19 protein-coding genes are annotated in these 18,233 nt (G+C 73.1%); 9 read left to right on the forward strand and 10 right to left on the reverse strand.

The window, feature by feature from the left end:
* The first annotated feature begins 11 nt into the window (after window positions 1-11).
* Window positions 12-773 carry an SDR family oxidoreductase gene (locus ACZ3X1_RS06350; protein ID WP_467277158.1) on the forward strand — a complete coding sequence of 254 codons (762 nt, stop codon included), beginning with the start codon at window positions 12-14 and terminating at the stop codon, window positions 771-773.
* 123 nt (window positions 774-896) lie between these two features.
* Window positions 897-1,760 (forward strand): PhzF family phenazine biosynthesis protein, encoded by an 864-nt coding sequence (locus tag ACZ3X1_RS06355; protein ID WP_390074819.1) that lies wholly within the window; start codon window positions 897-899, stop codon window positions 1,758-1,760.
* Window positions 1,761-2,540: 780 nt separating this feature from the next.
* On the opposite strand, the gene efeU is transcribed toward ACZ3X1_RS06355, so the two are convergent.
* From efeU to ACZ3X1_RS06385, 6 genes are all read right to left on the reverse strand, one after another.
* On the reverse strand, window positions 2,541-3,401 hold the full coding sequence (gene efeU, locus ACZ3X1_RS06360) for an iron uptake transporter permease EfeU (RefSeq protein ID WP_467277164.1): 861 nt from the start codon (window positions 3,399-3,401) through the stop codon (window positions 2,541-2,543).
* 24 nt (window positions 3,402-3,425) lie between these two features.
* Window positions 3,426-4,718 (reverse strand): iron uptake transporter deferrochelatase/peroxidase subunit, encoded by a 1,293-nt coding sequence (gene efeB, locus ACZ3X1_RS06365; RefSeq protein WP_467277167.1) that lies wholly within the window; start codon window positions 4,716-4,718, stop codon window positions 3,426-3,428.
* A gap of 41 nt (window positions 4,719-4,759) precedes the next feature.
* Complete coding sequence (efeO, locus tag ACZ3X1_RS06370) at window positions 4,760-5,908, reverse strand: iron uptake system protein EfeO (protein ID WP_467277170.1); 1,149 nt, start codon at window positions 5,906-5,908, stop codon at window positions 4,760-4,762.
* A 186-nt stretch (window positions 5,909-6,094) separates the two neighbouring features.
* Window positions 6,095-7,003 (reverse strand): heme ABC transporter ATP-binding protein, encoded by a 909-nt coding sequence (locus ACZ3X1_RS06375; RefSeq protein ID WP_362627355.1) that lies wholly within the window; start codon window positions 7,001-7,003, stop codon window positions 6,095-6,097.
* Window positions 7,000-8,259, reverse strand: a complete 1,260-nt coding sequence (locus ACZ3X1_RS06380; RefSeq protein WP_356814224.1) for a FecCD family ABC transporter permease — start codon at window positions 8,257-8,259, stop codon at window positions 7,000-7,002. The genes ACZ3X1_RS06375 and ACZ3X1_RS06380 overlap by 4 nt, the downstream gene beginning before the upstream one ends.
* 1 nt (window position 8,260) lies before the next feature.
* On the reverse strand, window positions 8,261-9,277 hold the full coding sequence (locus ACZ3X1_RS06385; RefSeq protein ID WP_467277175.1) for a heme/hemin ABC transporter substrate-binding protein: 1,017 nt from the start codon (window positions 9,275-9,277) through the stop codon (window positions 8,261-8,263).
* A 110-nt stretch (window positions 9,278-9,387) separates the two neighbouring features.
* Here ACZ3X1_RS06385 and ACZ3X1_RS06390 point away from each other — a divergent pair, with 110 nt between their 5' ends.
* The 4 genes from ACZ3X1_RS06390 to ACZ3X1_RS06405 all read left to right on the forward strand — a co-directional run bounded on the left by ACZ3X1_RS06390 (window position 9,388) and on the right by ACZ3X1_RS06405 (window position 13,858).
* Window positions 9,388-11,082, forward strand: coding sequence for an HtaA domain-containing protein (locus ACZ3X1_RS06390; RefSeq protein WP_467277177.1), 1,695 nt, complete (start codon window positions 9,388-9,390; stop codon window positions 11,080-11,082).
* 42 nt (window positions 11,083-11,124) lie between these two features.
* Window positions 11,125-12,573 carry an HtaA domain-containing protein gene (locus ACZ3X1_RS06395; RefSeq protein WP_467277180.1) on the forward strand — a complete coding sequence of 483 codons (1,449 nt, stop codon included), beginning with the start codon at window positions 11,125-11,127 and terminating at the stop codon, window positions 12,571-12,573.
* A gap of 19 nt (window positions 12,574-12,592) precedes the next feature.
* On the forward strand, window positions 12,593-13,255 hold the full coding sequence (locus ACZ3X1_RS06400; RefSeq protein WP_362627343.1) for a PhzF family phenazine biosynthesis protein: 663 nt from the start codon (window positions 12,593-12,595) through the stop codon (window positions 13,253-13,255).
* Between the two features lie 240 nt (window positions 13,256-13,495).
* Window positions 13,496-13,858: a hypothetical protein gene (locus tag ACZ3X1_RS06405; protein ID WP_467277185.1), complete on the forward strand. Its 363-nt coding sequence runs from the start codon at window positions 13,496-13,498 to the stop codon at window positions 13,856-13,858.
* Between the two features lie 70 nt (window positions 13,859-13,928).
* On the opposite strand, the gene ACZ3X1_RS06410 is transcribed toward ACZ3X1_RS06405, so the two are convergent.
* Together ACZ3X1_RS06410 and map are read right to left on the reverse strand one after the other, a co-directional pair.
* Entirely contained in the window at window positions 13,929-14,576 is a 648-nt protein-coding gene (locus ACZ3X1_RS06410; protein WP_356814218.1) for a biliverdin-producing heme oxygenase, read from the reverse strand.
* A gap of 127 nt (window positions 14,577-14,703) precedes the next feature.
* Window positions 14,704-15,561, reverse strand: a complete 858-nt coding sequence (gene map, locus ACZ3X1_RS06415; protein ID WP_356814217.1) for a type I methionyl aminopeptidase — start codon at window positions 15,559-15,561, stop codon at window positions 14,704-14,706.
* A 93-nt stretch (window positions 15,562-15,654) separates the two neighbouring features.
* Between map and ACZ3X1_RS06420 the strand changes: the two genes are divergently transcribed.
* Entirely contained in the window at window positions 15,655-15,897 is a 243-nt protein-coding gene (locus tag ACZ3X1_RS06420; RefSeq protein ID WP_356814216.1) for a hypothetical protein, read from the forward strand.
* Window positions 15,898-15,912: 15 nt separating this feature from the next.
* Here ACZ3X1_RS06420 and ACZ3X1_RS06425 read toward each other — a convergent pair whose 3' ends face one another.
* On the reverse strand, window positions 15,913-16,518 hold the full coding sequence (locus ACZ3X1_RS06425) for a hypothetical protein (protein ID WP_467277193.1): 606 nt from the start codon (window positions 16,516-16,518) through the stop codon (window positions 15,913-15,915).
* Window positions 16,519-16,602: 84 nt separating this feature from the next.
* Between ACZ3X1_RS06425 and npdG the strand changes: the two genes are divergently transcribed.
* Window positions 16,603-17,307 (forward strand): NADPH-dependent F420 reductase, encoded by a 705-nt coding sequence (gene npdG, locus ACZ3X1_RS06430; RefSeq protein WP_467277195.1) that lies wholly within the window; start codon window positions 16,603-16,605, stop codon window positions 17,305-17,307.
* Between the two features lie 99 nt (window positions 17,308-17,406).
* Window positions 17,407-17,595: a hypothetical protein gene (locus tag ACZ3X1_RS06435; RefSeq protein ID WP_030659233.1), complete on the forward strand. Its 189-nt coding sequence runs from the start codon at window positions 17,407-17,409 to the stop codon at window positions 17,593-17,595.
* 20 nt (window positions 17,596-17,615) lie between these two features.
* Here ACZ3X1_RS06435 and ACZ3X1_RS06440 read toward each other — a convergent pair whose 3' ends face one another.
* Window positions 17,616-18,233 (reverse strand): DUF7691 family protein, encoded by a 618-nt coding sequence (locus ACZ3X1_RS06440; protein ID WP_356814212.1) that lies wholly within the window; start codon window positions 18,231-18,233, stop codon window positions 17,616-17,618.

Consider the following 18,233-nt stretch of genomic DNA (forward strand, 5'->3'; position numbering starts at 1 on the left):
CCTGCGGCCCCATGGACGAACGTACGAAGAAGATCGCCGTGGTGACCGGCGCCGGCTCCGGAATCGGCCGCTCCGTGGCCCTGACCCTGGCCGGGGCGGGATGGGCCGTGGCCTTGGCCGGCCGCCGGGCCGAACCGCTGGAGGAGACCGCCGCCGCGGCCGGGGCCGACGCCGACGTGCTGTGCGTGCGGGCCGACGTGAGCGACCCGGACGACGTGACTCGGCTGTTCGAGTCAGTGCGCGCCCGGTACGGGCGCCTCGACCTGCTCTTCAACAACGCGGGCACCTTCGGGCCCGGCGGCGTCCCGCTGGAGGACATCACCTACGAGGCCTGGCGCTCCGTCGTGGACGTCAACCTGACCGGCTCCTTCCTGTGCGCGCAGGCCGCCTTCCGGCAGATGAAGCGGCAGGACCCGCAGGGCGGCCGCATCATCAACAACGGGTCCGTCTCCGCCCACGTGCCCCGGCCGAACTCGATCGCCTACACCGCGACCAAGCACGCGATGACCGGCCTGACGAAGTCCCTGTCGCTGGACGGGCGGCCGTACCGGATCGCCTGCGGCCAGATCGACATCGGCAACGCGGCGACCGAGATGACCGAGCGGATGCAGACCGGAATCCTCCAGGCCAACGGGCAGCTGGCCGTCGAACCGGTCATGGACGCCGCCGACGTGGCCCGCACGGTCCTGCACATGGCCGAGCTGCCGCTGGAGGCGAACGTGCAGTTCGCGACGGTGATGGCCACGTCCATGCCGTACATCGGCCGCGGTTGAGCCCTTCCCGGATCTCCACAGCCCCGGACCTCCGCAGCCCCGGATGGGCCTCCGCAGCCCCGGGCCTCCGCCGCCCCTGGATCTCCGTTGCCACCGCGTGGGGCGGGCGTCGATCATGACCGTATGACCGATACCGACGTACTGCGCTACACCGCCTTCTCCAGTGACCCGGACGGCGGCAACCCCGCCGGGGTCGTGCTCGACGCCTCCGGGCTGGACGACGCCGCGATGCTGGAGATCGCCGCCGGGCTGGGCTACAGCGAGACGGCCTTCCTCACCGGCCCGCCGGAGGGGCTCGGAGGGCAGGAGGGCCGCTCCTTCACCGTGCGCTACTTCAGCCCGAAGGCGGAGGTCCCCTTCTGCGGACACGCCACCATCGCCACCGCCGTCGCGCTGGCGGAGCGGATCGGGCCCGGTGACCTCCTCCTCGCCACCCGGGCGGGCACCGTTCCGGTGTCGGTCACCGCCGAGGACGGCCGCCTGCGGGCCACGCTGACCAGCGTCGAGCCGCACACCGAGGAGATCGGCGCCGCCGACCTCGCCGAGGCCCTCGCCGCGCTGGACTGGCCGCGGGCCGACCTCGACCCGGCGTTCCCGCCGAGGATCGCCTACGCCGGAGCCCGCCACCTGGTGCTCGGCGCCGCCACCCGGGCCCGCCTCGCGGACCTCGACTACGACTTCGCCCGCCTGGAGGCGCTGATGCGGCGCCTGGACCTCACCACGGTCCAGCTGGTGCACCGCGCGGGCCCGGCGGAGTTCCACGTTCGCGACCCGTTCCCGGTCGGCGGAGTCGTCGAGGACCCGGCGACGGGGGCCGCGGCGGCCGCCTTCGGCGCGTACGCCCGGGAGCTCGGCCTGGTTCCGGACGAGGCCGAGCTGACCCTCCACCAGGGCGCGGACATGGGCCGCCCGGGCGTCCTCACGGTCGCACTGCACGCGGGCGACCCCCGCGTCCGCGTCGGCGGCACGGCCGTTCGCATGGCGTGAGCGCACCCGTCCGGCACGAGGCCCTGCACGGCGCGAAGGCCGGGGGCTCTGCCCTCGAACCCCCGCGCCTCAATCGCCGGCAGGACTGGTTCCGCCGCGAGGAAGGCGCCCGCCCTTCTCCGCCCCGCCGGCGTTCGAGGCGCGGGGTCCGGCGCGGAGCCGCGGCGGCGGCGCGTCCGCCCGCCATGCGTGGAGCCGCAGGGTGAGCGCGGAGCTGCGGGTGGTCGGCTTCGCCGAGGCCGACGTGCCCGCCGCGCCGGCCGTCCAGGTCGCCGACCTGGAAGCGGAGGCCTGGCCAGGCTGCACCCCGGGTCATGATCGCGCTCGAACCCCGCGCCCTGCTGCTGGTGGACCGGCACGGGACGGTTGCCGCCGCCCTGGCGCTGCTGTACAAGGAGATCCCGCTGGCGGGGCGCACGTACCGCGCCGCCGGGCTGAGCTCCGTCGTGACGCGGACCGCGGTGCGCGGCCAGGGGCTCGGGGGCGGCTGGTGGCCGCCGCCCTGGCGGAACTGGCGGCGGACCGGGCCGCGGACCTGGCGCTGTTCAGCTGCGACCGGCCCCTCGCGCCGTTCTACGAGGCGGCCGGCTTCGCGCCGCTGCCCGGCACGTCCTCGTCGACAGGCACCCCCGAGGAGCCGCTGGCCACCGACGCCCCCGGCTTCGACAAGGCGGTGATGGCGGCCTTCTTCACCGACGCCCCGGGCCGGGGACCGCGAGGCCTTCACCGGCGTGCGGGTCCCGCTCCACCCCGGGAGCGTCTACCGGCTCTGATGAACCGTCAGGCGGCGGGGGCGGCGTTCGGGGCGTCGGAGGGCGTGGGGGTGCTCGCCGGGCGGCGGCCGCCGCGTTCGGCGAAGAACAGCACCAGCACCGGGACCACGTACAGCGCCCACACGGCCAGCTGGAGGACGGTCGGGTCCGGCTGGAAGTTGAAGACCCCCTTGAGCAGGGTCCCGTACCAGCTGTCCGGCGGGACGGCCGTGCTGATGTCGAAGGCCCTGTCGTTCAGGCCGCCCAGGAAGCGGGCCTCCTGGAGGTCGTGGACGCCGTACGCGAGCACGCCCGCGGCCACGACCACCAGCATCGCGCCGGTCCACCGGAAGAACTTCGCCAGGTTGATCCGCACGGCGCCCCGGTAGAACAGGTACCCCAGCACGATCGCCGTCGCGATGCCCAGCAGCACCCCGGCCAGCGGCGCCGAAGAGCCCTCGCCGCTGGCCCGTACCGACGCCCACACGAACAGCGCGGTCTCCAGGCCCTCCCGGCCGACCGCCAGGAAGGCGGTCGCGACCAGGGCGCCGGTGCCCATGGCGAGCGCCGAGTCGAGCTTGCCGTGCAGCTCGGCCTTCAGGTGCCGCGCGGTGCGCTTCATCCAGAAGACCATCCACGTCACCAGCCCCACCGAGATGATCGACAGGCTGCCGCCCAGCAGCTCCTGCGCCTCGAACGTCAGCTCCTGGGAGCCGAATTCGAGCAGCGCGCCGAAGGTGAGCGAGAGCGCGCACGCGATCCCGATGCCGAGCCACACCGGACGCAGGGCGTCCCGGCGGTCCGTCTTCACCAGGTACGCGACGAGGATGCAGACGACCAGGCCGGCCTCCAGCCCCTCGCGCAGGCCGATCAGATAGTTGCCGAACACGTTGGTTCTTCCTCTCCGGCGGATTTAGGCGAACAGCGTCCGGCCCCACCAGTCGTCCTTGTCGCGGACCCCCGGCGGGACGGCGAAGACGGCCGAACCCACGTGCTGGATGTATTCGTTGAGGACGTCGGACTTCGCCAGGTTCCGCTGGATCGGGACGAAGCCCGTGCGGACGTCACGCTGGTAGGCGAGGAAGAACAGGCCCGCGTCGAGGCGGCCGAGGCCGTCGGTGCCGTCGGTGAAGGAGTAGCCGCGCCGCAGGATCGTCGCACCGTTGTTGGTGTCCGGGTGCGCGAGGCGGACGTGTGCCTCCGGCTTCATCGCCTTCAGGAAGGGCTCGTCGCGCTCCTTGGACTTGCCCACGGGGGCGCCCTCGCCCTTGTCGCGACCGAAGATGTCCTCCTGCTCCTGCAGCGGGGTCCGGTCCCAGGTCTCGATGTTCATCCGGATCCGGCGCGCCACCAGGTAGGAACCGCCCGTCAGCCAGTCGCTGCCGTCGCCCGCGCCGACCCACACGTGCTTGTCCAGGGCCGCCCGGTCGGTACCGGAGATGTTCCGGGTGCCGTCCTTGAAGCCCATCATGTTGCGCGGGGTCTGCTCGTCCGGCGTCGTCGAGGAGGTCTTGCCGAAGCCGAGCTGCGACCAGCGCACCGCGACCCGGCCGAAGCCGATCCGGGCCAGCTGGCGGATGGCGTGCACGGCGACCTGCGGGTCGTCGGCACAGGCCTGGACGCACAGGTCGCCGCCGGAGCGGGCCGGGTCCAGGTTGTCACCGGGGAAGAGCTCCAGGTCCACCAGCGCCTCGGGGCGCCTGCCCTCCAGCCCGAACCGGTCCTTGGCGAACAGCCCGGGCCCGAAACCGACGGTCAGGGTGAGCCGGGAGGGCTTCAGGCCCAGGGCCTCGCCGGTGTCGGTCGGCGGGGCTTCCGGCAGGCCCTCGTACACGTCGCCGACCGGGAGGCCCGCCGTCATCAGGCGGGCCGCCGCGGTCCACTCCTTCAGGAGCTTGACCAGCTCCGCGCGGTCCTTCGTCTTCACGTCGAAGGCCGCGAAGTGCAGGCGGTCCTGCACGGCGCTCGCGATACCGGCCTGGTGCTCGCCGTGGAAGGGCACGGCCGCGCCGGCGGCCGCCGCCGACACCATGTCCGAGCCGCCGCCGAAGGCCGCGGCCGCACCGCCGGCAGCGGCGGCACCGAGCGCGAGCCCGGCCCCGCCCCAGCCGAGCACCGCACGTCGGGAGGGGGCGGCCCCGCGGGCCGCGGCGGGGCCGCCGCCGTCCTGCTGGGGCTGTCCGGAGGCCGCGTCCGGCTCGGTCATCGTCTACTCCCGTCTGATTCCGTCTGCTTCCCGGTGGGCCGCTACTTGGCGACCGCGGCGGCGAGCTTGGAGAGCGGCTCGGCGAGCGCGTTCACGCCGTCCGAGAGCTCCTTGCGCTCGGCCTCGCCGACCTTGTCGTACGAGGTGAACTCGTAGGAGGCCTTGTCGGCGCGGTACTTGTCCAGAAGGGTGTTCAGGGCGGCGAACTGGGTGTCCAGCTGCTTGGACAGCTCCGGGTCGTTCTTCTCGGCGATCGGCTTGAGCAGCTCGTACGCCTTCTGCGCGCCCTCGACGTTGGCCTTGAAGTCGACCAGGTCGGTGTGGGAGTAACGCTCCTCCTCACCGGTGACCTTGCCGGTGGCGACCTCGTCGAGGAGTTCCTTGGCGCCGTTGGCGATCGAGGTGGGGGTGATCTCCGCCTGGCCGACCTTCTTCTGCCAGTCGGTCAGGTCCGTGATCAGGGTGTCGGCGAGCTTCTTGTCGTTGTCGTCGATCTTGTTGTCGGCCCACAGGGACTTCTCCAGGCGGTGCCAGCCCGTCCAGTCCTTCGCCGGGTCCTGGCCGGCCTCCAGGCCGTCCTCGCGGACGTCGACCTTCGGGTCGATGTCGCCGAAGGACTCGGCGACCGGCTCGGTGCGCTCCCAGCCGATGCGGGAGGGCGCGTACGCCTTCTTCGCGGCCTCGACGTCGCCGGCCTTGACCGCGTCCGCGAAGGCCTGCGCCTTGGGGAGGGTCTCCTCGGCCTGCGCGACGACGTACGCGCGGTAGGCGGCCACGGCGGCGTCCGCTTCGGGGCTGCGCTTCACGCCGCCGTCCTGGGCGCCGGTCGCCTTGACCTTCTTGGCGATGCCGTCGCCCTTCATGCCGGGCTTGCAGACGATCTCGTAGTCGCCCGCCTTGATCTCGGCGGTGATGGACGCCTTGGTCCCCGGGCCGATGTTCTCGCGCTCGGTGACGATGCGGGCGTCCGGGAAGAGGACGTAGACCTCGGTGACCTTGGAGCCCTTGTTCTCGACGTCGATCTGCACCTTGCCGGCCGGGAACTCCGTCTTCGACACGTCGCAGGCGTTGTCGGAAGCCGCCACGCGGATCGCGTCGTCGCCCTTGTCGCTCTTCTCGGAGCAGCCGGTGACGACGGTCAGGGCGGCCACCACGGAGGTGGCGACGACGGTGAGGCGGGCGGGGCGCATAGGGGGCTCCTGGGCGTCGGGCGAGGGCCGTCCCATGGGGGAGAGGCCGGTGAGGCGGACCTAACTTAACCGAGCCTTACTTGACCCATACCCCCTCGTGCAGTGATTCAGCTCTCACGTTCCGGCCCCGGACACAGAGGCGTCACGGACCCCACACGACGAGCCCATGGGGCGGTCAAGCGGGGGTCAAGAGGGCAGACCGTCCGGCATGCGGTTGGCGTGCGCGGCGCGTACGGGGACCACCAGCGGGGCCCCCGTGCGCGGATGAGGGAGCACCTCGACGGGCTGGCGGTAGACGCGGCTGAGGAGGGCGTCCTCGAACACCTCGGCGGGCGGGCCGTCCGCGGCGATCCGCCCGTCGTGCAGGACGGCGGCCCGGTCCGCGTAGGCGGCGGCCAGCCCCAGGTCGTGCAGGACGACGACGACCGCGTCCCCGGCCGCGGCCCGCTCCCGGCAGATGCGCAGCACGAGTTCCTGGTGGCGCAGGTCGAGGGCGGCGGTCGGCTCGTCGAGCAGGAGCAGCGGGGCCCGCTGGGCCAGTACGCGGGCCAGCGCGACCCGGGCCCGCTCGCCGCCGGAGAGCGCGGAGAAGGGGCGCCCGGCGAACCCGGTGACCTCGGCGGCGGACATCGCGGTGGCCACGGCCTCCTCGTCCGCGTCGGCGAAGGGGGTGCCGGCCCAGGGCGCGCGGCCCATCCGTACGACGTCCTCCACCGGGAAGGGGAAGGACAGCGCGGCCGACTGGGGCAGGACGGAGCGCCGCAGCGCCAGGTCGGCGGCGCTCCAGTCACCGACCGGGCGGCCGTCGATCCGCACCTCGCCGCAGGCGGCGGGCAGGTCGGCGGCGAGTGCACCCAGCAGGGTGGACTTGCCCGCGCCGTTGGGGCCGACCAGGGCCAGCACCTCCCCCGCGCGGGCGGTCAGTTCGATGCCGGCGAGCACGTCGCGCTGCCCGAGCCGGACGTGCAGGCCGACGGCTTCGGCGAGGGCCGTGCCGGGGAGCGGCCGGGCCGGGACGGTGCGGCGGCCGCGGGAGAGGAAACGGGCCGGCGTGGCCGCGGTGCGGGTGGTGGGGGTGGGGGGTGTACGGGTCACGCCCAGCCTCCTTGCTTGCGGCGGGTGCGACGCAGCAGCCAGAAGAAGAAGGGGCTGCCGATCAGGGCGGTCAGAACGCCGAGGGGGAGCTCGGCGGGATGGGCGAGGTTCCGGGCGGCGAGGTCGCCGGCGACCAGGACCACAGCGCCGGCGAGGGCGCTGCCGGGGACCAGGAAGCGGTGGCCGGGACCGTTGGCCATGCGCAGCAGGTGCGGGACGAGCAGGCCGATGAAGGTGATGACGCCGGCGACGGCCACGGCGGCCGCCGTCAGCAGCGCGACGACCAGGATCAGGGCGAGGCGCAGGCGTTCGACGTCGATGCCGAGGTGGCGGGCGGGCCGCTCGCCGAGGGAGAGGAGGTCGAGCCGGCGGGCGTAGAAGGGGGCGATGAGCAGGCCGGCGGCGGCGCAGGGGAGGACCGCGAGCACCCTGGGCCAGGTGGCCTGGGCGAGGGAGCCCAGCTGCCAGAAGGTGATCTGGTTGACCTGGCCGCTGTCCGCGAAGAACACGAACAGGCCGATGAGGGCGCCGGCGAAGGCGTTGACGGCGATGCCGGTGAGGATGAGCGTGACGACCTCGGTCTTCCCGCCGCTGCGGGAGAGGAGGTAGACCGCGCTGACGGTGATCAGCCCGGCGACGAACGCGCAGACGGTGACGGTCCAGTTGCCGAAGAAGCGGAGGCCCAGACCGATGGCGGCGACCGCGCCGACGGCGGCGCCCGCCGAGATGCCGATGACGCCGGGCTCGGCGAGGGGGTTGCCGAAGACGCCCTGCATGAGCGCGCCCGCGCAGCCGAGGCCGGCGCCCACGAGCAGCGCGAGCACGACGCGGGGGAGGCGGACGTTCCACAGCACGCTCTCGCCGACGCGGTCGAGCGGTGCACCGCCGAGGCCCAGGCGGTGCTGGGCGGAGGCGAGTACGTCGGCGGTGGGGATGCGGTAGGCGCCGGTGCCGGCCGAGATCAGGGCGAGGAGGAGCAGGGTGGTGAGGAGGGCGAGGGTGAGGCAGAGCGCCTTCCGGCTGCGCCGTACGCCTGCGGCGGGCTTGGCCGGCCGGGCGGGCTTGGCGGGGTCGTGCGTGGTCGCGGGGGCTTCGCCGGGGGCGGTGGCTTTGGTGGGGCCGGGCGCGCGCCGGGGCGTCTCCTGGGGCGCCGAACGGTGCTCGGGGTCGGACCGTGCGTCGGCGGTGCGTTCGGCGCCCTGCGGGGATCGCCCCGACACCCTCCCGGCCCCGGCGGATTCCTGCGAGAGGGCCACCTCAGGCTCCCTTGCCGTAGAGCTGGGTGATCAGGGAGGAGAGGACCTGGTCCGTGCGGGGGCCGTAGTTGAGGAGGACGCCGTCGTCGACCGTGACCACGCGGCGGTCCATGCCCGCCGGGGTCTGGGCGACGCCCGGGATCTTCACCAGGCCGTCGATGCCGCCGACCGATTCGAGGCCCTTGGACATGACCAGGATCGCGTCGGGGGCGGCGGCCGCCAGGGCCTCGCTGGTGATGGGGGTGAAGTCCTTGCCGAGGCCGGACTCCTTGCCGGTGTCGACCGCGCCGGCCGCTTCGAGGAGTGAGGCAGCTCCGGAGTCCGAGCCGCCCAGCAGGTAGACGGAGGCGGTGCCGCGGAGGTAGAGGAAGGCCACCCGGGGCTGTTTGCCCGTGGCGGCGGGAACGTTCCCGCGGGCGGCGGCGATTCGCTCCGCGGTGCGCTGGTTCAGCTGCGTGCCGGCGTCCTTGACGCCGAGTGCGGCGGCCACGGTGTCGATCCGCTTCGGTACGTCGTCCAGCCCCTTGGCGGGAGCGACGACGAGGACCGGGATGCCGGCGTCGCGGATCTGCTGGACCGCTTCGGCGGGGCCCGTGGTGGTCTCCGCCAGGACGAGCGTGGGGCGGAGGGAGAGCACGCTCTCGGCGGAGACGTCGTGGCCGCGTGTCACCACCGGCAGCACGGCGGCCTGTTCGAACGTGGCGGTGATGTCCCGGGCCACGACCTGCTTGCCGAGGCCGAGGGTGTGGACGATCTCGTTGAGGCTGCCGGTCAGCGGGATCACCCGGTCGGCGGACGCGACGGTGACCCGCGTGCCGTCGGCCGAGGCCACGGTCGCCGGCAGGTCGGGCTGTGGCGTCGCGGCGAGTGGCTCCACCCGGTCCGGGGCGGCGGCGGGCGCGGGGGCGGATGAGCCCGAAGGGGTGGCCGTACCTCCGCAGGCCGTCAGCGCGAATGCCAGTGCTGCCACGGCAACTGCGAGGCGGGGAAAGCGGTGTGACGCGGCGGTCGTAGGCACGAAGCACCGTCCTGATCGTCCGACTGGGGTTTTGGGGCCGGGGGTTTTCATCCGGTCCCGGTTAGCTTAGGTTAGCCTAACCTTACTTGGCAGATCTGGAGGGGGCATTCATGCCCGCGAGACCCGTCCGTACGCTCACCCTCGCCCTGCTGGCGGGCCTGTTGTGGGCCCTGCTGCCGGCGAGTGCCGCTCACGCGGGCGCCGTACAGGGGGGCCGGCTGGACTGGGGCGTCAAGTCGTCCTTCCAGAGTTATGTCACCGGCCCGGTGGCAAAAGGCGGTTTCAAGCTGAAGAGCGGAGCCGCCACGGTCGGCGGAAGCCTGTTCCGCTTCCATTCGGCGACCGGCTCCTACGACCCGGGGACGGGCACGTTCGAAGCCTCGTACACGGGCGGAGTCACGTTCCAGGGTCATCAGAAGTCCGACGGCGTGTACGAGCTGGACATGACCGTCAGCCGCCCCACTGTCAAGATCGGCGATGGCGGCGGGACGCTGTACGTGGACGTTTCCAGCAAGGCCAAGGACACCGGCACGGTCAGCAACCAGAGCCAGGTGCCCTTCGCGACGCTGGGCGTCGGCGGGATCAACATGAAGGGCGGCGCCACCCCGCTGACCCTCACGAACATCCCGGTCACCCTCACCGCCCAGGGCGCCCGGGCGTTCGCCGGCTACTACCCGGCCGGTGCACAGCTCGATCCCCTCTCCCTGTCCGCATCCCTGTCCGCCGACGTGAAGACGGCCCCGGCCGCGGAGTCCTCGCCGCCGGTGGCCCCGCGGCCGAGCGCCACGGCCCAGGCGTCGCAGGCGCCGGGCACCTTCACCGACGCCGCCGTCGACTGGGGGGTGCGCCGCACCTTCCGGGAGTACGTCACCGGCTCGATCGGCCGGGGCAAGTGGACCCTGGCCGAGGGGGCCCGGGACGGCGGCGCGCTGTTCCGATTCCCGCAGGGCAAGGGTGCGTACGACGGCCAGAAAGGCACTCTTGAGGCCGCTTTCGCCGGCACCGTCCGGTTCACCGGCACCCACCTGGACCTGACGCTCGGCAAAGTGGGCGTGAAGGTGGAGAACGGCAAGGGCGTGCTGTCCGCGGACGTCACGACCGCGGGCACGACGAAGAACGCCGTCGCGCTGGTGGAGTTCGATGCCAAGGGCCTCAAGAGCGAGGGCGCGCTGGTGACTTTGACCGAGGCCCCGGCCACCCTCACCGAGGGCGGCTCCCACGCCTTCAACTCCCTGTACAAGGCGGGAACCGAGATGGACCCCGTCTCGCTCGCCGTCGCCCTCGACGCGACCGCGAAGCTGCCGGCCCTGCCCGACCTGGGCTCCACGGCCTCGCCGTCGACCGCGCCCGCTCCCGCACCGTCGGCGGGCGAACCCGCCCCCGCCGCGGAGTCGGGCTCGTCCTCGAGCACCGGCCTCTACGCCGGCCTGGCCGCGGCCGTCCTGCTGCCGGCCGGCGCCGGAGCCCTCCTGATGTCCCGCAAGCGCCGTACGGCAGCCCCAACGGCCGCTGTCTCCGCCCCCGCTGCCGGTGCGGCTCCCGCCGCCCCGGTGCCCACCCCGACCCCGGCCTCCGGCTCCGCCGCCGGGGCCCCTGCCACAGAGCCGGCGCGGTCTTCCGCCCCGCCTCCGGCCGCGAAGTCCGCTCCGGGTTCGGTCCCGGTCCCGGGCTCGGACCCGGCGACGGGATCCGCGCCGGGGGCGTCTGACGGACCGGATGGGCCGGGGGCGAAGGCGCCCGCACCGGCCGGGGCCGGTGCGGATGCCGACGGGCAGGACGCCCAGTCCGCAGACGCGCCGAAGTAGCGAACCACCCCCTTCCCCTTCCCTCTCCCAGGAGTTCCCGCCATGTCGTCCATCCGCCGCCCGATCTCCCTCGCGGCCGCCGTCCTGACCGCCGCCGCACTCGGCGCCACCGCCTCCGCACTGCCGGCCACCGCCGCGGGCCGCCCCCCGACCGGGCCGGTGAAGATCGTCGGAGGTTCCCTCGACTGGGGCGTCCTCGCCAGCTACCGCGCCTACGTGACCGGCATGGCCAAGGGCACCATCACCGTCGCCGACGGCGCCCGGCAGAACGCGGACGGCACCCTGCGGTTCGTCGAGCCGACCGGCCAGTACGACCCGGCCGGCGGCCACGTGGTGAAGGCGGCCTTCAAGGGCAGCGTCACCTTCTCCTCGCCCGCCCCGCCGACCGGCCACGGTTTCGAGGTCAAGCTCTCCGACATCCGGATCGACACCGGTACCCAGAAGCTGACCGCGGACGTCACCAAGTCCGGCGCCACGGCCCAGGACGTGCCGCTGGCCACGGTGGCCTTCGCCGGCCAGTCGATGACAGGCCTCGCGACGACCCTCACCAAGGAGGCCGCGGACGCACTCGGTTCCCCGGGCTACGAGGGCAGGGCCGGCGACCCGCTCACCGCGAGCCTGAAGTTCGAGGAGCCCCCGGCCCCCGAGCCGACCCCGACGAAGCCGACCCCCACCAAGGACCCCGCCCCGCCGGCCGACGGGACGCAGAAGGCCCTCAACGGCAAGCTGACGTGGGGCGTGAAGGAGTCCTTCCGCCGGTACGTGCTGGGCGCGGGCTCGATCACCCCCGCCGGCGGCGCCGCCAAGAACGGCGACCTCTTCGACTTCGCCTTCGGCAAGGGCGAGCTGGACGTGGCGAAGCAGAAGCTGAACGCCTCCTTCGAGGGCAACCTCCGCTTCCAGTACGCAGCCCACGGCATCGACATGACCTTCGCCAACCCCCGCGTCGACACCACCGGAAGGACCGGCACCCTCTACGTCGACGTCAAGAACTCCGCCGGCAGCAGGACGGGCGTCGCCTTCGCCACGCTCGACCTGTCGAAGACCGACTACAAGACCAAGAACGGCGTGCTGTCGCTGAACGCCGTACCCGCGGCCTTCACCGCCGACGGCGCGGCCGCCTTCGCCAACGACACCACCGGCTCCATGTACAAGGCCGGCGACGCGATCGACCCGCTCACCTTCGCGGTGGCGGTGGACAAGGACGCGACCCTGCCGTCCACGGGCGGCAGCATCAACGGCGGGGCCACGGGCGGCAGCGCCGGCGGCAGCTCCGGCGCAACCGCCGGAGGGAGCGCCGGCGGTACGGGCGGCACCGCGGGCGGCGGTTCGGGCGGCGGTTCGGCCGGGGGCGGCTCCGTCGGCGGCAACCTCGCCGACACCGGGGCCGAGATCCCGGCCGGGGCCCTGCTCACCACCTCCGGTGTCGTGATCGCGGCCGGCGCGGGCGCGCTCCACCTCGCACGCAGGCGGCGTACGGCCCACGTCTGAACCGTGCTTGAATTTCCGCGTGAACGATCTCGATGTGCTGAGGGTCTTCTGCGCGGGTGACGGCCGGTACGGCAACCTGCTCGGTGTCGTGCGCGACGGCCGGACCTGCCCCGACGACGAGTCCCGGCAGGCGCTGGCCGCCGAACTCGGCTACAGCGAGACGGTGTTCGTCGACGACCCCGAGCGAGGGGTCGTCGACATCCGCACCCCCGGCACGCGGATGTCCTTCGCGGGACACCCGCTGGTCGGGGTCGCGTGGCTGCTGGACATCGAGGAGCTCCAGCCGCCCGTCGGCTCCGTATGGGCCCGTGACGACGGCGAGTTCACCTGGATCACGGCCCGGCCCGAATGGGTCGAGGGCAAGCGCACCCGGCAGTACGACAGCGTCGCCGAGGTCGAGGCGCTCCCGGCGCCGCCGCAGGGCGAGGGCTGGCTGTACGCCTGGGCGTGGGAGGACGAGGCCGCGGGCCGGGTACGGGCCCGGGGCTTCCCGCGGCGCCCCGACGGGGTCATCGCCGAGGACGAGGCCACCGGTTCGGCGGCGATCCTGCTGACGGCCGAGCTCGACCGCGCCCTGAACATCACCCAGGGCGCCGGTTCCCAGATCCTCACCGCCCCCGGTGCGGACGGCACCATCGAGGTCGGCGGCCGCGTCCGCTTCGCCCCGCCCGCGACCCCCTAGGGCTGTCCGGTAATCCCCGGCGGGCGCACGACGTACGGCACCTCGCCGCGTTGGCGGACGCCCGGATACGGCCCAGTATCAGGACGCTCCTCCGCCTGGCGGTGCACCGCATCCGACGCGGCGCGCCGACCCACCGGGGTCGAGGGGACAGCCTTCTGGTACCCCGTTGCGTACCCCGTCCGGGAGAAATGAGTACGCGGGCCCTGACGCGGGCGCCGGTCGGCGTCGTGCAATGGCGTCATGACGACGCCGACGCCCCCGACGACCCCGACGATCCCGACGACCCCGACGACCCCGACGCCCGCGCACCCCGACGAGCGGCGGCCGTGGCTGCCGGTGGCGGTGATGTTCACCGTGCTGGCGCCGGCCGCCGCGTGGCTCGGCCAGGCGCTCTCGTACGGGCCGGGTGCCCCGGGCCCCTACGCCCTGTTCTACGTCGTGCCGTTGGCGCTGGTGGCCGCCACCTGGATCCCGCCGCGGACCGGCGCGCAGCGCAGGCGGCGCCTCGCGCTGGGGAGCGCCGGCTGCCTCATGGCCCTCTTCTACCCGAACGTCCTGCTCGTCACCTGGCTCGTCCTCTGGGCGCTCACGGCGGGACCCTGAAACAGCCGCGGGGCCGGGCCAGGTGCACTGCGCACCCGTCCCGTACCCGTTCCCGTTCCCCTCCCCGGGGTCACGCGCTGAGGGGGAACTCCTCGCCCAGCTCGCGGAAGACCGCGCCGTTGAAGTCGAAGGCGCGCTTGCACTCGTCGATGATGCGCTGCTTCTCCAGGTCGTCCGCGGCGATCGCGTCCAGCAGCTCGCGGTAGGTCCGCTTGAAGGCCGCCGGGTTGGAGATGTCCGCGAAGACGTAGAAGCGGACGCCGTCGCCCTTGCGCTCGAAGCCCCACGTCCGCTCCGCCTTGTCGCGGATGATCTGTCCGCCGGAGAGGTCGCCCAGGTAACGGGTGTAGTGGTGGGCGACGTACCCGCCCGGCCACTCGGCCGCGCACTGGGCCACCCGTGCGGCGTAGGCCTCGGTAGCGGGCAGCGCCACCACGGTCTCGCGCCACCGCGGGCCCAGCAGGTGCGCGAGGTCCCGCTCTATCTCCGCGACGCGCATCAGCTCGGGCCGGATGAACGGGCCCGCCACGGGGTCGTCCTTGAGGGACTCGGCCGCCTCCTCCAGGGCCCGGTACACGAACCACAGCTGCTCGGTGTACCGCGTGTACGCGTCCACGCCGAGCCGTCCGCCCAGCAGGTCGCTCATGAAGGTCGACGTCTCGGCCTCGGTGTGCTGCTCGTGCGACGCGACGCGGATGACCGTAGAGAAGGCGTCCAAGGCGGACCTCCAGAAAGAGGAAACAGGCGCGGCGGCAGTGCCGCCACGCCCGATACTCCTACTTAGGCATGCCTAAGTCAATGAGTTCCCGACGCGGTGTCGGTAAAAAATCCGGTCGGGTAACCGGCTAGGGAAGGGTCAGGATGTCCGCCCCGGAGTCCGTCACCACCAGGGTGTGCTCGAACTGTGCGGTGCGCTTGCGGTCCTTCGTGACGACCGTCCAGCCGTCGTCCCACATGTCGTAGTCGTGGGTGCCCAGGGTCAGCATCGGCTCGATCGTGAAGGTCATCCCCGGCTCGATGACCGTGGTCGCGTGCGGGCTGTCGTAGTGCGGGATGATCAGGCCGGAGTGGAAGGACGAGTTGATGCCGTGGCCGGTGAAGTCCCGGACCACGCCGTAGCCGAAGCGCTTCGCGTACGACTCGATGACCCGGCCGATGACGTTGATCTGGCGGCCCGGCTTGACGGCCTTGATCGCCCGGTTCAGTGCCTCGCGCGTGCGCTCCACCAGCAGGCGCGACTCCTCGTCCACGTCCCCGCACAGGTAGGTGGCGTTGTTGTCGCCGTGCACCCCGCCGATGTACGCCGTCACGTCGAGGTTCACGATGTCGCCGTCGCGCAGGACGGTGGAATCGGGGATGCCGTGACAGATGACCTCGTTCACGGAGGCGCAGAGCGACTTCGGGAAGCCCCGGTAGCCGAGCGTCGAGGGGTAGGCGCCGTGGTCGCACATGTAGGCGTGGGCGACCCGGTCGAGCTCGTCGGTGGTCACCCCCGGCGCGATCAGCTTGGCGGCCTCTTCCATCGCCTGGGCGGCGATCCGGCCGGCGATGCGCATGGCCTCGATGGTCTCGGGCGTCTGCACCTCCGGTCCGGTGTACGGAGTGGGCGCGGGCTTGCCGACGTACTCGGGTCGGCGGATGTTTCCGGGAACGGAACGGGCGGGAGAGAGCTCGCCTGGTACGAGCAGCGACTGACCGGACATGCAAGCGAGTGTATCCAGCGGTGATGGGGCAGCATGGCGGGATAGAGCGGCACACAGCGGCTTGCGGAGGCATCGAGAGGAGCCCGGACGGCGATGGCCCTGTTCAAGAAGCGCCAGGTGGGCAAACCCGGCGAGTGGTACTACTGCCTGGTCCACCACAAGGTCGAGGAAGGCCCCGAGTGCCCGGCCAAGGACCGGTTCGGCCCTTACGGAACGCCCGAGGAGGCCGCCCACGCCATGGAGACGGCGCAGGAACGCAACCTGGAGTGGCAGAACGACCCCAACTGGAACGACAAGACCCGCGAGGAAGAAGAGGGCACGGGCACCGCCGGCTGACGGGCCCGTAGGCGGCTACCAGCGGCTGGGCGGCGGCGCGGTCAGCCGGTCGACGAGCCCCGCCAGCCGGTCCCGCAGTCGGCGGGACCCGCGCGGCGCCGGCGGGCCGTTCTCCCCGGCCGCCGCGCTGACCAGGTGCTGCACGGTGTCCAGGTCCAGCTCGGCGCCGCCCTCCGGCACCGACAGGGCGTCGTGCGCGAGCGCGGCCAGGTCCCGGTCCCCGCCGTCCAGGGACAGTACGGTCGCCCCCGCGCGCCGCGCGTCGTGCACGCGCTCCAGCAGCCCTTCGCCGGGGTCCCGGGGCGCCACCACCAGCACCGTGTGCCCGCGCCCGGCCGCCGCCAGCCGGCCCAGTCCCACCGACAGGTGCGGCGGCTCCCCGGGCCGTACCCGGTGGCGCACGAGCGTCGGCGACAGCTCCGGGCTGCCCGACCAGGCGGCCTCGTCCACGAGGTGCGCCGCCAGGTGCCACGGCTCGTAGCCCTCGGTCCCCACGAGCAGCAGGTTCCCGCCGGCCGGAACGACGGACCGGCGCAGCGAGCCGGCGAAGCGGCGGGCGTCGCCCGGCCACTGCGTACCGGCGAGCACCTCGCGCAGCAGGGCGACCCTGACGGCATCCATGGCGGCATCCTGCCGCATCACGCCGACACGGGGGGCGCTTCCCCGCTCTTCGACCGTGGGCTACCCGGCAGTACCCTCGCCCCCATGACTTCCTCAGACAGCACGCAGAAGCCGCCGGCCAAGGACCCCTGGGACCTGCCGGACGTGTCCGGCCTCGTCGTCGGCGTCCTCGGCGGCACCGGCGACCAGGGCCGGGGCCTCGCCTACCGGCTCGCCCGCGCCGGCCAGAAGGTGATCATCGGCTCCCGTGCCGCCGACCGCGCCCGGAGCGCCGCCGACGAACTGGGGCTCGGAGTGGAGGGCGCCGACAACGCCGAGTGCGCGCGCCGCAGCGACATCGTCATCGTCGCGGTGCCGTGGGAGGGCCACGCCAAGACCCTCGAAGCGCTGAGCGAGGACCTCGCGGGCAAACTCGTCGTGGACTGCGTCAACCCGCTCGGCTTCGACAAGCAGGGCGCCTACGCCCTCCAGGTCGAAGAGGGCAGCGCCGCCCAGCAGGCCGCCGCCCTGCTTCCGGACTCCCGCGTCACCGCGGCCTTCCACCACCTCTCGGCGGTCCTCCTCCAGGACGAGTCGATCGACGAGATCGACACCGATGTCATGGTCCTCGGCGAATCCCGCGCCGACACCGACGTCGTCCAGGCCCTGGCCGCCCGCATCCCGGGCATGCGCGGCATCTTCGCGGGCCGCCTGCGCAACGCCCACCAGGTCGAGGCCCTCGTGGCGAACCTGATCTCCACCAACCGCCGCTACAAGGCCCACGCGGGCCTCCGCACGACGGACGTCTGACCGGTCCGTACCCGGCCGGGTCCTTTACGGCACCACTGCGGGGCATGGGGGACACTGGAGGGGCTCGACCCCCTTACGTGTTCCCGAGGAGCTCTTCCCATGCCCCGCCTTGCCGTCTTCGCCGTTGTCGTCTGCGCCCTTGCCGTGGCCGCGGCCGTCGTCGCCTTCGTGGAGGGCAGCTTCCTCGGGATCGTGTGGGTGCTGCTGGCGGGCCTCACGTCCAACATGGCCTGGTACTACATGCGCAAGGCCAAGGCCGAGAAGGCCGCCACCGCCCGCAACGTCTGAGCCGCGGCGGCCGCCGCCGCTCAGTGCAGCCAGAAGAAGACGGTGTCCTCGGTGCGGCCCGCCTTCTTCGTCCGCTCCCACTCCTCGGCCTCGACCCGCATGGGCCCCAGGAGCACTTCCGCCGTCTCGCGCACCTCGGGGTCGAGGCGGTCCAGGACCGCCTGGTACGCCCGGACCAGCTCCGCGGCCCGGGAGGCCGGGAAGGTGCCCATGGACGGGAGGACGTCGCCCGGGTGCGGGAGGCGGATCGGCGGGCCGGAGAAGAGGAGCGCGGCGGGCGCCAGGTCGGCCGGGACCCCGTGGCGGGTCATCTCCTCGTCGACGGTGTGGAACCAGGAGGGCCGCCGCCAGTGGCCGAGGTCGTAGGTGTCGGAGAAGTTCACCGCCACCAGCGCCTGGAAGGCGTACCTGTAGCCGGGCTCCATGTCCGTGCTGGGGCCGTCGGCCAGCAGTTCCTCCAGCGCCTGGGCGACCGGCACGCCCAGTGTGATGCCGTGGCCGTCGAGGCGGGCGTCGATCCGGGCGCACCGCTCCCGCGCGACGGCCAGGACGCGGTCCTGTTCGGGCGTCCGCTCCACCGCCGTCAGCAGCCGGATGACGACCCGCATGTCGCCGGTGCTCATCTCCAGGTTTCCCAT

It is taken from the genome of Streptomyces sp. NPDC023541 (assembly GCF_055559995.1).